Annotated in this window: 10 protein-coding genes, 7 pseudogenes and 1 riboswitch; of the genes and pseudogenes, 7 read left to right on the forward strand and 10 right to left on the reverse strand. The window is 69.6% G+C overall.

From position 1 onward, the window contains the following. The first annotated feature begins 199 nt into the window (after window positions 1–199). On the forward strand, window positions 200–2089 hold the full coding sequence (locus ACPEE0_RS00855; protein ID WP_133347728.1) for a DEAD/DEAH box helicase: 1890 nt from the start codon (window positions 200–202) through the stop codon (window positions 2087–2089). 55 nt (window positions 2090–2144) lie between these two features. On the opposite strand, the gene ACPEE0_RS00860 is transcribed toward ACPEE0_RS00855, so the two are convergent. From ACPEE0_RS00860 to ACPEE0_RS00895, 8 genes and pseudogenes are all read right to left on the reverse strand, one after another. Then, a complete protein-coding gene (locus tag ACPEE0_RS00860; RefSeq protein WP_407710158.1) occupies window positions 2145–2795 on the reverse strand; it encodes an MBL fold metallo-hydrolase in 651 nt (216 codons plus the stop codon). 36 nt (window positions 2796–2831) lie between these two features. Next, window positions 2832–3823, reverse strand: a pseudogene (locus tag ACPEE0_RS00865) (aldo/keto reductase). Window positions 3824–3852: 29 nt separating this feature from the next. Then, complete coding sequence (locus tag ACPEE0_RS00870; RefSeq protein WP_424573766.1) at window positions 3853–4020, reverse strand: hypothetical protein; 168 nt, start codon at window positions 4018–4020, stop codon at window positions 3853–3855. Window positions 4021–4073: 53 nt separating this feature from the next. Then, window positions 4074–4313, reverse strand: a complete 240-nt coding sequence (locus ACPEE0_RS00875) for a hypothetical protein (RefSeq protein WP_424573767.1) — start codon at window positions 4311–4313, stop codon at window positions 4074–4076. Window positions 4314–4523: 210 nt separating this feature from the next. Beyond that, a complete protein-coding gene (locus tag ACPEE0_RS00880) occupies window positions 4524–4913 on the reverse strand; it encodes a DMT family transporter (protein ID WP_407710471.1) in 390 nt (129 codons plus the stop codon). After that, window positions 4913–5236, reverse strand: coding sequence for a DMT family transporter (locus tag ACPEE0_RS00885; RefSeq protein WP_009359585.1), 324 nt, complete (start codon window positions 5234–5236; stop codon window positions 4913–4915). Before ACPEE0_RS00885 ends, ACPEE0_RS00880 begins: the two co-directional genes overlap by 1 nt. Before the next feature lie 9 nt (window positions 5237–5245). Then, a riboswitch (guanidine-III (ykkC-III) riboswitch) is annotated at window positions 5246–5311 on the reverse strand. Between the two features lie 88 nt (window positions 5312–5399). Then, complete coding sequence (locus ACPEE0_RS00890) at window positions 5400–5930, reverse strand: ferritin (protein WP_009359586.1); 531 nt, start codon at window positions 5928–5930, stop codon at window positions 5400–5402. A gap of 109 nt (window positions 5931–6039) precedes the next feature. After that, a pseudogene (locus tag ACPEE0_RS00895) lies at window positions 6040–6623 on the reverse strand (HutD family protein). 107 nt (window positions 6624–6730) lie between these two features. Here ACPEE0_RS00895 and ACPEE0_RS00900 point away from each other — a divergent pair. Further along, on the forward strand, window positions 6731–7342 hold the full coding sequence (locus ACPEE0_RS00900) for a phosphoribosylanthranilate isomerase (protein WP_407710154.1): 612 nt from the start codon (window positions 6731–6733) through the stop codon (window positions 7340–7342). 112 nt (window positions 7343–7454) lie between these two features. Beyond that, window positions 7455–7857 (forward strand): annotated as a pseudogene (locus ACPEE0_RS00905) (YccF domain-containing protein). A gap of 14 nt (window positions 7858–7871) precedes the next feature. On the opposite strand, the gene ACPEE0_RS00910 reads toward ACPEE0_RS00905, so the two are convergent. Both ACPEE0_RS00910 and ACPEE0_RS00915 read right to left on the reverse strand, forming a co-directional pair. Further along, window positions 7872–8714, reverse strand: coding sequence for a 2-phosphosulfolactate phosphatase (locus ACPEE0_RS00910; protein ID WP_407710153.1), 843 nt, complete (start codon window positions 8712–8714; stop codon window positions 7872–7874). Further along, window positions 8711–9579 (reverse strand): annotated as a pseudogene (locus ACPEE0_RS00915) (DUF4031 domain-containing protein). Before ACPEE0_RS00915 ends, ACPEE0_RS00910 begins: the two are co-directional and overlap by 4 nt. A gap of 119 nt (window positions 9580–9698) precedes the next feature. On the opposite strand from ACPEE0_RS00915, the pseudogene ACPEE0_RS00920 reads away from it, so the two are divergent. The 4 genes and pseudogenes from ACPEE0_RS00920 (at window position 9699) to ACPEE0_RS00935 (ending at window position 12803) form a co-directional block, all read left to right on the forward strand. Continuing rightward, a pseudogene (locus ACPEE0_RS00920) lies at window positions 9699–10108 on the forward strand (TOBE domain-containing protein). Beyond that, a pseudogene (gene modA / locus ACPEE0_RS00925) lies at window positions 10105–10893 on the forward strand (molybdate ABC transporter substrate-binding protein); the annotation flags it as partial. The pseudogenes ACPEE0_RS00920 and modA, both read left to right, overlap by 4 nt. Then, window positions 10862–11746: an ABC transporter permease gene (locus tag ACPEE0_RS00930; RefSeq protein ID WP_424573768.1), complete on the forward strand. Its 885-nt coding sequence runs from the start codon at window positions 10862–10864 to the stop codon at window positions 11744–11746. The pseudogene modA and the gene ACPEE0_RS00930, both read left to right, overlap by 32 nt. After that, window positions 11743–12803 (forward strand): annotated as a pseudogene (locus tag ACPEE0_RS00935) (sulfate/molybdate ABC transporter ATP-binding protein). Before ACPEE0_RS00930 ends, ACPEE0_RS00935 begins: the two are co-directional and overlap by 4 nt. Window positions 12804–12921: the final 118 nt, after the last annotated feature.

The following is a 12921-nucleotide window of genomic DNA, read 5'->3' on the forward strand; positions in this document are numbered from 1 at the left end:
TCCATTTAGGGACTGGGCTTTTTTTCATGTGAGAGGCACATCCTGCGTCGATGAACGCGTTCCATTTGGTCCCGGCCGTCGCTTTGCATAAGCGGCAGCAGGCTGGTGTGACCACCTGAATTTTCTTCGGCGAAACCCCTGGGCCAACCGGCGCCGGGGGCCGATATCCGTACGGATACCGCCTGAAAGACCTTTGACTTTGACTACTTTTGCTGCCCTCGGCACGCCCAAAGCCCTTGCCGATACCCTTGCCGCGCAGGGAATCGAATCCCCGTTCCCCATCCAGGTGAAGACCCTGCCTGACACGCTGGCCGGACGCGACGTCCTGGGCCGCGGCCGCACCGGCTCCGGCAAGACCATCGCCTTCGCCATTCCGCTGGTGGCCCGCCTGGCCGAACGCGAAGCGCCGTACTTCCGCAAGCCCGGCCGCCCCATGGGCCTGGTCCTGGCGCCCACGCGTGAACTGGCGACCCAGATCAACGCCACCATCGAACCGCTGGCCAAGGCCGCAGGCCTGAACACCACGGTGATCTACGGCGGCATCTCCCAGGCCCGCCAGGAGAAGGCGCTGCGCGCCGGCGTCGATATCGTCATCGCCTGCCCCGGCCGCCTGGAGGACCTGATCCGCCAGCGCATCCTCACGCTCGAAGCCGTGGAGATCACCGTCCTGGACGAGGCCGACCACATGGCCGACCTCGGCTTCCTGCCCGTGGTCAAGAAGCTGATGGACATGACCCCCAGCCAGGGCCAGCGCCTGCTCTTCTCCGCCACCCTGGACAACGGCGTGGACAAGATCGTCCAGCGCTACCTGTCCAACCCGCTGACCCACTCCGTGGACGATCCGCAGGCAGCGGTGACCACCATGGAGCACCACGTCCTGGTGGTGAACGACCAGACCGTCAAGAAGCAGCTGATCGTGGAGCTCGCGTCCGGTGCCGGCCGCCGGGTCCTCTTCATGCGGACCAAGCACCACGCCCGCAAGCTCGCCAAGACCCTGACCGACGCCGGGATCCCCGCCGTGGACCTGCACGGCAACCTGTCGCAGAACGCCCGTGACCGCAACCTGGCCGAGTTCTCCTCCGGCGAGGTGCGCGTGCTGGTGGCCACCGACGTCGCTGCCCGCGGCGTGCACGTGGACGACGTCGAACTGGTGATCCACGTTGATCCGCCCACCGAACACAAGGCCTACCTGCACCGCTCGGGCCGTACCGCCCGAGCCGGTTCCGACGGCACCGTGGTCACGCTGACCCTCCCGGAACAGCAGACCGATGTCAAGAAGCTGATGAAGGCCGCAGGCGTGGACGTGAGCTTCGAACGCGTCACGGCCAGCTCGCCCATCGTCGCCGAGCTGGTGGGCGAGATGGCGGACAAGGTTGATCCCCGCACCCGCGCCGCACTGCTGGCAGCCAAGGCCCAGAAGCAGGGCGGCGGCACCTCCACCGGAGCCAACGCCGAACGCAAGCGCGCCCGCCGCCAGGCAGCCCCCACCGCGGGAGGCCGCGGCGGACGTGGCGGCCGCGGCAAGGTCTCGGCCGAGCCCGCCCGCACCGACGTTCCCCGCGCCGAGCGCCGCGCCGCCACCTTCGAAGGCCGCACCGAGGCACGCGCCGCTGCCGACTTCGTCCGCGAGCAGAACGAGGACCGCGCCATTGCCGCTGCGGCTGCACGGCGTAACGCCCGCGGCCGCGGCACCACCGGCAGCACGCACCGCAACGACGTTCCCGCCGCAGGCGGCCGCGCAGCAGCCGGCCGGGGTTCCGACGGACGCAGCGCCGAAGGCCGCACGGACTCACGCATCACCCGCAGCGACGCCCCCCGCGGCGGCACGGGACGCCCCGCTTCCGGCGGGCAGCGCTCCGGACGTCCGGCCACCGGCCAGCGCGCGGCTGCAGGTGCCGGCCGCTCAGGCGGACAGCGCTCCGGCGCGGGTGCGTCCAACGCGGGCGGCAGCAAGGCTGTCTGGTCCTCGAACACCGGCGGAACGTCCGGCGGCTCCTACGCCGGCAACGGCGGCGGTTCAGGCCGTCCCGCCCGCAGCGGTCCCCGCCGTGCTTCGGCTCCGGCGTCGAACGAACGCCGCGGCCGCTAGCAGTAAGTAGGTTTCGACAGGCTCAACCACCGGTGGTTGAGCCTGTGGAAACCCTTCACCAGCCCCGGGCGCGCCACTCCTCCAGGTGTGGCCGCTCGGCGCCGAGCGTCGTCGGCTTTCCGTGGCCGGGATGCACGACGGCGGCATCCGGGTAGGTGCCGAACAGCCGCTCCGTCACGTCGGACAGCAGCTGGTTGAACCGCTCGGGATCCTTCTGCGTGTTGCCCACGCCGCCGGGAAAAAGCGAGTCGCCGGAGAAGATGTGGACCGGGCCTTCCGGGTCCTGGTACACAAAGGCGATCGAGCCCGGCGTGTGTCCGCGAAGATGGACAGCCGTGAGCTCGAACCCGTCCACGCCAACCCTGTCGCCGTGCCCAAGGCGGCGGTCCACCGGAACGGGCAGCGCCTCGGCGTCGTCAGCCCCTGCGGCGGTGGGCGCGCCGGTCGCCTCAACCAGTTCCTTGAGCGCCCGCACATGGTCCCAGTGCTGGTGGGTGGTGGCGATCAGCGCAAGGCTGGGCGCGGCGGAGGTGTCCGAAGCCCCGTCCGCCAGCAGCTGCCGGATGGCGGGCGCATCGTCGGCCGCGTCGATCAGCACCTGTTCACCGCTGGCCTTGGCGGTCAGCAGGTACACGTTGTTGTCCATGTCGCTGACGGAGACGCGGCGGATGGTCAGGGCCGGCAGGTCGTGAAGAAGTGAGTCCATGGGCTTCAGTCTAGGGACCGCAGCCCGCGGGATGGGCTACTCCCGGCCCTGGGACACCCAGGTGGGATCGGCTGAGCGGGAGCCGACGACGGCGTCCGAGGCCTGGCCCAGCGCGTCCAGTTGGGCGGGGCTGAGGTCCAAGGCGAGGGCGCCCAGGTTCTCGTCGATCCGGTCCCGCTTGCGGGTGCCCGGGATGGGGACCACGGGAAGGCCCAGCCGCCTGCCCTGCGCCAGCAGCCAGGCCAGGGCAACCTGCGCCGGCGTTGCACCCAGCTCATCGGCCACCGCCCGGACGGCGGCCACCACTGCCTGGTTCGCCGCTGCGGCGTCCGGGGCAAACCGGGGGATGTTGCGGCGGAAATCGTTCTCCCCAGGCTCGCGGCGTCCACCGTGCCGGTGAGGAATCCCCGGCCCAGCGGCGAGTACGGCACGAACCCCACCCCCAGGGCGGCGGCGGCAGGAACAACGTTGCGTTCCACGTCGCGGCTCCAGATGGACCATTCACTCTGGACCGCCGCAATGGGGTGGACAGCAGAGGCTTCCTCCAATTCCTGCGCTGTCACTTCAGACAGGCCCAGGTGCCGGACCTTTCCCTGCTGCACAAGCTCCGCCATGGCCTCCACGGTTTCCACAATCGGAACGTGGAGGTTACGGCGGTGCATGTAGTAGAGGTCGATGACGTCGGTGCCCAGCCGCCGCAGGCTCCGGTCCACGGCCTCGCGGATGTAGGCGGCATCGTTCCGGACGTCCGTATAACCGCCGGCAGGACTCCCCACCAGCCCGAACTTGGTGGCCAGTTGGACCTCGCCGCGCCGCTCCCGGAGCAGGCGGCCAATTAATTCCTCGTTGCTGCCCCCGCCGTAGACGTCGGCGGTGTCGATGAAGCTGACACCGGCGTCCACGGCATGGTGCAGGGTCCGCAGCGCATCCGCAGGGTCCACCTCACCGTAGACGGGGGTCAGGGCCATGCCGCCGAAGCCAAGGGGACTGACGGACAGTCCGTCGCCGAGTTGTACTGCTGGTGCCATTCGTGGCCTCCTTGCTGGGTGGGAGCATTTCAGCTCCAGGGGATGATGCGGTCCGCGGCAGGCCGGGTGGCCTGGACCAGCCGGGCGTTGTTTTCGTCCGGTCCCGCCGCCCACGCCTCCGCGGCGGCCTGGTCCATTCCGAATGAGGCATGCCGAGCCGCCAGGCGGCGAAGCCGCAGTTCCTGCGGGGTGTCCACGAACCAGACCTCATCCAGCTGTGCCCGGACCTCCTTCCACGGCTCCTGCTCGGCTAGCAGGTAGTTCCCCTCCGTGATAACCAGGGTATCTCGGCGGGGACGGCGATGGAAGCGGCTACCGGTTCGTCCAGGGTGCGCCGGAATTCCGGGGCGTACACCACCGGCTCGTCCCGGCGCGCCAGGCGCCGGAGCAGCGAAAGGTACCCGCCCGCGTCGAACGTGTCGATGGCGCCCTTCCGCTGCCGCAGCGGCGTCCCGTCGATAATGGCGTTGCCCAGGTGGAAGCCGTCCATGGGAACCACCACCGCCGTCGCCGGGCCGAACTGCTGCTGGATCCACTCGGCAAATGTGGATTTGCCCGAGCCCGGCGCGCCGGTGATGCCCAGGATGGTGCGCGCGCCGGGAACAGGCGGCGCCGCAGGGCATCCATAGCCTGGCTGATCTCGGGGGAGTCCATGGCAAAAGCCTAGACTGCCCGGGCCTCTAGACCGCCCCGGCCTGCATCAGCGGCGGGCGGGCCCGGCAGGTTCCGGGGCCTGCTCGGCGGCGGGCGCCTGCTTCCGGGCCGGGAGCAGCTTCAAACCGGCGGCACAGGCCACGATGCCGGCGATGAACAGCACCTTGGGCGCGCTGAAGGGTTCCACGCCGGTCGCCATCGCCCAGCCCACAGTCAGTGCGGCACCAATACCCACCCAGATGGCGTAGGCGGTGCCCAGCGGGATGCTGCGGATCGCCATGCCCAGGCCCAGCATGCTCAGGGCGGCGGTGACGATGAATACCAGGGTGGGCAGGGGCCTCGTGAACCCGTCGGAGAGGCCCAGGGCGGTTGCCCAGACAGCTTCGAGGACTGCAGAGGCCAGGAGCACCAGCCAAGGAACGGAACGCTTCAGCATCACGCCACCACCTTCAGGCCAACCACGCACGCGGCGATGCCGGACAGCAGGAGCAGGCGCGCCGCCGTCGGGCGTTCCACCTTGGTGGCGATGGCGTACGCCGACGTCAGGACCACGCCGACCCCCACCCAGACGGCGTAGGCGGTGCCGGTGGGGATGGTCTGCATGGCAATGGCCAGGCCGGCGGTGCTGGCCGCGACGGAGACCACGAACAGGAGGGACGGTGCGATCCGGCGGCGGCCTGTTGCCTGGAACGCGCGGTGCAGGGCTGCGGCCCAGACGGCTTCAAGGGCCCCGGAGAGAAGGAGAATTAGCCACGACATGACAGATCCTTTGGCCAGTCTTGTCGCGTGCCGGGTACTGAACCGTCGTCCGGAGGCTCGGGTGCGGAGCCTTGGTTTCCAGCGTAGCAACGCACGACGGCGGCTGGCCACGTTGGTGGCCAACCTCACCAGCCGCGTGCCGGTACCTAGTTGGGATGGGGGGTTAGAGCGCGCCGCCTGCGGCTTCGGGGGCAGCGGTGTCGCGGCCGCCGTCGCCGATGGTCTCGCGGGCAATGAAGTTCTCGATATCGAAGAGGTTGTCCGCCCGCTCCGCGATGTTCAGCAGCGTGGTCATGGACGCCACCTCCTCCACCTGCTCTTTGAGGAACCACAGCATGAACTGCTCGCCCAGGGCGTCGTTCTCGCTGCGGGCAGCCCGGAACAGGTCCTCGATGTTGCGGGTGACTTCCTTTTCCTGGTTCAGGGCAAGGGCCAGCGGCTCGGTGACTTTGGAGAAGTCGTTGCGGACGGCCGGGACACCCGGGATGGTGAAGGGGATGTCGCGGTCCAGCATGTACTGCACCATCATCATGGCGTGGTTCCGTTCCTCCACCGACTGGCGGTAGAAGTACTTGGCCAGCTGCGGAAGGTCCTGGTTGGCGAACCAGGTGGCCACGGCAATGTACTGCTGCGATGCGGTGAACTCATTGGCGATCTGGGTGGACAGGAGCGCGTTGAACGTTGTTCTGGTCATAGCCTGAGTCTAGGGACGGCGGCCACCGGTAACCAGTGTGGAAAGGCTCGTCTTCCCAAGGCGAGGCTGGCCTATCCAGCAGCGCGGATCAACCCAAGATCAGCCCGGATCAGTCTTCGACCGGGTCGATGGACACCACGGCCAGGAACCCCCGGCCCAGGATCTCCGGAGTGCTGCTGTCCGAGCCCATCACGGCGTCGTACCGGTCCAGCGCCACCGGTTCGTCGGATGCGTCGGCCACCGTGGCCTGGCCCTGGAGCAGGACGCCCAGCTGCCCGTCCCACAGGGGCTTGGACCGCTTTTTGGAGAGCTCGATGATGGACGTGTACGCCTTGTACGCCCCGGCCCGCGTGATGACGTTGAGGTTCCGGATATCGCCGGTGGGCAGGGCACCCGCGGTGGCCGCCCCGCCGTCGAACCGGAAGGGCCGGTACTTTTCCACCGGATGCTCGGCGCCTCCAACGGTCAGCAGCAGCAGGTCCCCCTCGATCACGGTTAGTAGCCGCTCCATCCCCGGGAAGGGTGAGAAGTCGCCGGCCCTGGTGACGTCGGCGATGCTCACGCGCCAGTCCCAGGCTCCGCCCTGGCCGTCCTCCCGCCGGCCGCCGAGTGCCTGCTGGCCAGCTGGCGCGTCACGCCGCCGCCGTTGCGCCACGGTTCGGCCTTAAGGTCTGCGAAGCGGATGATCTGCATCAGCCCAGCCTAGTTCCCCGGCTGTGCCTCCCGCCGTCGCGCGTCACAGCCTTCCCTGCTACTCTCCTCCGGGGGGTCATCACGAAAACAGCCTGAAGGAGCCGGGAATGTTCGTCAAAGTGTGTGGTCTCAGTACCCCGGAATCGGTCCGCGAAGCGGTTGATTCCGGAGCGGACGCCGTGGGTTTCGTGCTTACCGCCAGTCCGCGGGTTGTCTCGCCCCACCAGGTGTCCTCGCTCCTGGCGGAGGTCCCGGGCCGGGTCACCCCCATCGGCGTGTTCCGGCATGAGCCGGTCGCCGACGCCGTCGCCATCGCCCGCGCCGCCGGGCTGGAATGGGTCCAGTTGCACGGCGCCCGCACCCGGGAGGACATTGCCACGGTGCACGACGCCGGCATGAAGGTCATCAGGGCCGTCACCATGGATGCCACGCGGCACGAGATTGAAGACTGGGGCGAGGACCTGCTCCTGATCGATGCCGCCGTGCCGGGCTCCGGCGAAACCTGGGACTACGCCGCGATGGCCGAGGTGCCCGAGCTGCAGGGACGCAAGTGGCTGCTGGCCGGCGGACTTGACCCGGAGAACGTGGGCCAGGCAGCTGCGTCCGCCCAGGCGTGGGGCGTTGACGTGTCCTCCGGCGTGGAGGCATCCCGCGGGGTGAAGGACCTGGCCAAGATCCGCGCCTTCGTGCACGCCGCGAAGTCGGACGCCACGGTCTGACGCCGGACCCGAGACGCTTCCGGGGCCGGTGATTCCAGGGGCCGGTGATTTCAGGGTCCGGTCAGGGGCTTCCCCCACCATGGCGTGGCACCTGCCGGGGGACAATGGATGAATGAAGACGCTGCTCAACATCATCTGGCTGGTTTTCGGCGGCCTCTGGCTGGCCCTGGGATACTTCGTGGCCGGCGTGGTCTGCTGCCTGCTGATCATCACCATCCCGTGGGGCATCGCCTCCTTCCGGATTGCCGCCTACACACTGTGGCCTTTCGGCCGAACCGTGGTGGACAAGCCGGGGCGGCGCGGGCATCTTCCCGATGTTGGGCAACGTCATCTGGCTGCTGGTTGCGGGCATCTGGATCGCCATCGGCCACGTGGTCACGGCCTTCGCCATGGCAGTGACCATCATCGGCATCCCGCTGGCCATCGCCAACCTGAAGCTCATTCCTGTCTCCCTGATGCCGCTGGGCAAGCAGATCGTGCCCACCAGCACGCCGTTCGTGAAGGCCTACCGGTAAACCCCAGGCCGCGGTCAGGGGCGCGGGCTGGCGGGTCCAGCGGTAGACCGGAACGCGCCGTCCACGAGGATGGCGACGGCATCGCTGTCGTCCAGTTCGGCGGCGATGTCCACGTCCCCGCCATAGCCGGCGCCGGCAAGTTCCCGTCCGCTGGAACAGCCGTTCAGCATTTCGCGGAGGTCCGGCTCGGCGGCTTCGAAGACGGCCATGGCCAGTTCCGCTTCCGGCGCGTAGCCGTGCCTGCCGTCCCGGCCCTCCGCCGCCTCGTAACCGCCCTTGCCGGAGGCTGCCAGGCCGGCGATGAAGGCGCCGGCCCCGATCTGGTCCTCGACGGCGGGGCGGAGGCTTCCGTCCGGCCAGCGTTCACCCGCGGCCACCACGGCAATCACGGCGTCCTCCGGAAGGTTCGCCGCCACCCAGTCGGCGGTGGCCGCCGCATTCCGCAGGCATACCGCGGCCACCAGCGGAACTTCCCGGGCCAGCGCATGGCACAGGGCTGAGCCATTGGGGGAGGGCAGGACCACGCGCCCCAAGCGTTCCGCCGCCCGGAAAGTGGCAGGGGACAGGCTGAGCCCGCCGCCGTCGCGGGGTCCCGCCAGCCGGGCCTGGTGGCGGGCTGCGAAGTCCTCCGCGCCGGTGTCCTTCCAGGGGTACGGAAACACCTCCGCGCCCCGGTCGAGGGCAACGCTGACGCACGTGCCGAAGGACAGGACATCCACCACCACGGCAAGGTCCGCCCCGTGCGCCACGGTCCTGGCGCCGTCGAGCCCCCACTCCATCCGTACCGTGTAGGGGAGCTGCCGGTGCGCGGCATTCGCGGAATGCACGTGCAGGGTCTTCGAAGAGGGGGCGTTCATACCAGTTCACCTTCCAGGTTCCGCTGCGCGGCATCCAGCCACAGCTCCTTCGCCCGGCCGGTGTGGAAGAGCGGGTCCAGTTCCAGCAGGCGGCGTACGACGGAGGCACGCCCGGCTGCGAAGTCGGCGTCGCCCACGTGGGCGTAGTCCTTCCTCACAGCTGCGAGGTAGCGGGCGTACTCGTCCGGGTCACCGCCAAGGACTGACAGGTCGGCGTCACACAGGAGGGCGCCGTCGCTGTCCCCTGCCTCGGGGCGATGGTCGCCGGTCAGCCGGACCAGCCGCGCCACCTCTGCCACGTCGGCGTCCGGCAGGCCCGCGTCGCTGAGGCGGTCCTCGGCGAGCCGGGCGGATTCCTCTTCATCCTGCAGGGGAATCCCTGGTACACGGCGTCGTGGAACCAGGCGGCCAGGAGGACGGTGCGGGGCGGGTCGGCCGGCTCGGTGAGCAGGTCCAGGGATTCGAGCACCGAGAGCAGGTGCGTGCAGCCGTGGTAGTGGCGGTGCGGTTCGCTCCAGCGGTCCAGCAGGTCAAGGAACAGGGCGTCGTGGCCGGGCATGATGGCATCCCAGCGGAGCTGCAGCGGCATCTTGAGCGACTTGTTCCGCTGCCGGGCGGGGATCCGCAGGCCGCTGGAGATCAGCTTGCGGACCAGCATCCTGGCCTCGACGGGCATTGCACCGGCCGCCACCAGTTCATCGAAACGGCGTTCGGGAACGTCGTAGTGGTCGCCGTCGAAGGCCCGTTCAGGGATCCCCGCCGCCGCGGCGAAAGTGTGGAGTTCGGCCAGGGAGGTGTCCGAGACCAGATGGGAGAAGTGCGTGCCGTGTGCAGGCCATAGCGGCGGGTCGATGTAAATGGCCATGCAGGAAGTCTAGTAGTGCCGGGCGGGGTGCCCAGCGGCGGACCGAGGCGGGCAGTCATAAGTCGAAAAAGCGGAGGAAAGGAATGAATAGTTCCGCAAATGCGCCCTATAGTGGGCGAGTGACCATCATCCGCGTCTCCGAGGCCGCGCGCTTCCTCGGTGTCAGTGACGACACCGTGCGCCGCTGGACCGACAACGGTTCCCTCACCCCGCTGCGGGACGACGCGGGCCGGCTCGCCGTCGACGGGCTTGAGCTTGCCCGCCATGCCCGGAAGCTGGCGCAGCTGCCGGACGATCCGCACCGGACAGGCAGCTCGGCCCGGAACAGGTTCATCGGCCTGGTGACGGACATCAAGGCGGACAAGGTCATGGCCCAGGTGGAGCTGCAGTGCGGCCCGTTCCGGGTGGTGTCCCTGATGAGCAGCGAGGCCGTCCGGGAGCTGGGGCTGGAGCCGGGTCCATTGCCACCGCCGTGGTGAAGGCCACTAACGTGATTATCGAAACCCCGCAGGGGAAGGGCGCGCTGTGAGGCGGCAGGCCGGCGTCGTGCTTGCCGCCCTTGTCCTGGCAGCCGGGGTCCTGGCAGCCGGGCTCGCCGGCTGCTCCGGGGGCAGCGCCGCTCCCGGCCACTCCACCGGAGGAGCCGGCGGGACCCTGACCGTCTTCGCTGCCGCCTCGCTGAAATCCAGCTTCACCGAACTGGCCGGGATGTTCGAGGCGCAGAACCCCGGTACCGACGTCACCCTGAGTTTCGCCGGCTCGTCGGACCTGGCCACGCAGATCAGCCAGGGCGCACCCGCGGACGTCTTCGCCTCGGCGGACACCAGGAACATGGACAAGCTGCGGAACGCCGGGCTGCTCGACGGCGACCCGCAGGTCTTCGCCACCAACACCCTCGCCATCGCTGTCCCGCCCGGCAACCCTGCCCGCATCCGCTCCTTTGCCGACCTTTCCAGGACAGGCACACGGCTCGTCACCTGCGCCGTTCAGGTGCCGTGCGGTGCAGTGGCAGCCGCGGTGGCGGAACAGCAGGGGGCGGACCTGCAGCCGGTCAGCGAGGAAAACTCCGTCACCGACGTGCTGGGCAAGGTGGTGTCCGGAGAGGCTGATGCCGGCCTGGTCTATACGACGGACATCCGTTCCGCCGGTGACAAGGTGGAAAGCGTCCCGTTCCCCGAAGCGGCGGGGATGGTGAACAGCTATCCGGTCGCCGCAATGGCCGGCGGGAACACCACAGCCGCGCGCGCGTTCGTGGACCTGGTGGCCGGCCCCGAAGGCCGGCATGTGCTGGAACGGGCCGGTTTCGGGGCCGGCACCCGTGACGCGGACGGCCTATACAGGCGTGCCCCGCTGGCTCTACGTCCTGGCAGTCCTGGCAGCCCTGGTCATTGTCCTTCCCCTGCTCGCCATCGTCAGCCGGGTCAACTGGGGCAATTTCCTGCCGCTGGTCACCTCGGAATCCGCCGTCACAGCGCTGGGACTCAGCCTTCGCACCTCGGCAGCGAGCACTGTGCTGTGCATCGTGCTCGGCGTTCCGCTGGCCCTTGTCCTGGCGCGCGGACGTTTTCCCTTGCTGGGCCTGCTGCGCTCGCTGGTGCTGCTGCCGCTGGTGCTGCCGCCCGTCGTCGGAGGCATCGCACTGCTGTACACGTTCGGCCGGCAGGGCCTGCTGGGCGGGACACTGGACGTGCTCGGACTCCAGGTCGCCTTCTCCACCACGGCGGTGGTCCTGGCCCAGACGTTCGTGGCGCTGCCGTTCCTGGTGGTCAGCCTGGAAGGGGCGCTGCGGACTGGGGGGCAGAAGTACGAGGCCGTGGCGGCCACGCTCGGCGCGCCGCCCGGCGTTGTTTTCCGCCGCGTCACGCTGCCGCTGATGCTGCCCGGCCTGGCGTCCGGCGCGGTGCTGTCCTTTGCCCGCAGCCTGGGCGAGTTCGGGGCCACCCTCACGTTTGCCGGCAGCCTGCAGGGGGTCACCCGGACCTTGCCGCTGGAAATCTACCTGCAGCGGGAGACGGACCCGGATGCCGCCCTCGCGCTGTCACTGGTCCTGGTGGCGGTGGCTGTGGCCGTGGTGGCACTCGCCTACCGGCGCCCCCGCAGCAGCGCCCGGCAGGCTTCGGGTGAACGGACGACGGCGGCCGCCCCGGCGGGAGGGGTTCTGCCGTGACGTTCTCCTACCACGCAGCCGTGGCTGAGCGGGGCTTCGACGTGGCCCTGGACGTGGCACCGGGCGAAACGCTCGCGGTCATGGGCCCGAACGGGGCGGGCAAGTCCACCCTGCTGTCCACCATCGCCGGCCTGCTCAAGCCGGACACCGGCCGCGCGCACCTCGATGGCCGCGCGCTCTTCCACCTGGACGGCACCACCCGCCGGTGGGCCCCGCCGCACAGCCGGGGTGCCGCCCTCCTGGCACAGGAAGCCCTGCTGTTTCCGCACCTCACTGCCCTGGAGAACGTGGCCTTCGGGCCGCGGAGCAGGGGGGGCCTCCCGGCGGACAGCCGAGGGCGAGGCCCGGCGCTGGCTGGCGGAAGTGGAGGCAGCGGACCTGGCCGGGCGGCGTCCGGCCGAGCTCTCCGGCGGGCAGGCGCAGCGGGTGGCGGTGGCACGCGCGCTCGCCGCCGATCCCGCCCTCCTCCTGCTGGACGAACCGCTGGCGGCGCTGGACATCCACTCAGCCCCGATGCTGCGCCGCCTGCTCAAACGCGTGCTCGCCGGCCGGCAGGCCATCATCGTCACGCACGATGTGCTGGACGCGCTGATGCTCGCGGACCGGGTGGCCATCCTGGAGGGTGGCCGCATCGTGGAGGTAGGCCCCACCCGGCAGGTGCTCGAACGGCCCCGGAGTTCCTTCGCCGCCGGCCTGGCCGGGCTGAACTTCGTGCCGGGCACGCTGACGGCCAACGGGGTCAGGACCAGCCAGGGGCGGGAGGTTTACCGGGCACCTGGAGGATGCCGGCCAGGTGCGGGCGGCGGGCCGGCCCGGCGTGGCGGTGTTTCCGCCGTCGGCCGTGTCGGTGTTCGTGACCGACGCGCACGGCAGCCCCCGCAACTCCTTCGCCGTCGCCATCACGGACCTGGAGCCCCACGGCGACCAGATCCGGGTCCGGGCGGGCGGGATGGCGGCGGACATCACCCCGGCGGCCTCGGCCGACCTGGGGCTGGTTCCCGGCATGACGGTGCATTTCGTGGTCAAGTCCGCCGAGGTGTCCGTCTACGAGGCATGACCGGGGGGACTTCCGGCTCTGGACAGGGGTTTCGCCGTGGGCAAACATGGCTAGTGAATCAGTCGTCACAAAGTTGAGCGTAGTAGACTCAACTTAGGAAAACTGCCCTGAAAGGAGC

Source organism: Arthrobacter sp. SD76 (genome assembly GCF_049726125.1).
GTDB lineage: Bacteria > Actinomycetota > Actinomycetes > Actinomycetales > Micrococcaceae > Arthrobacter > Arthrobacter nitrophenolicus.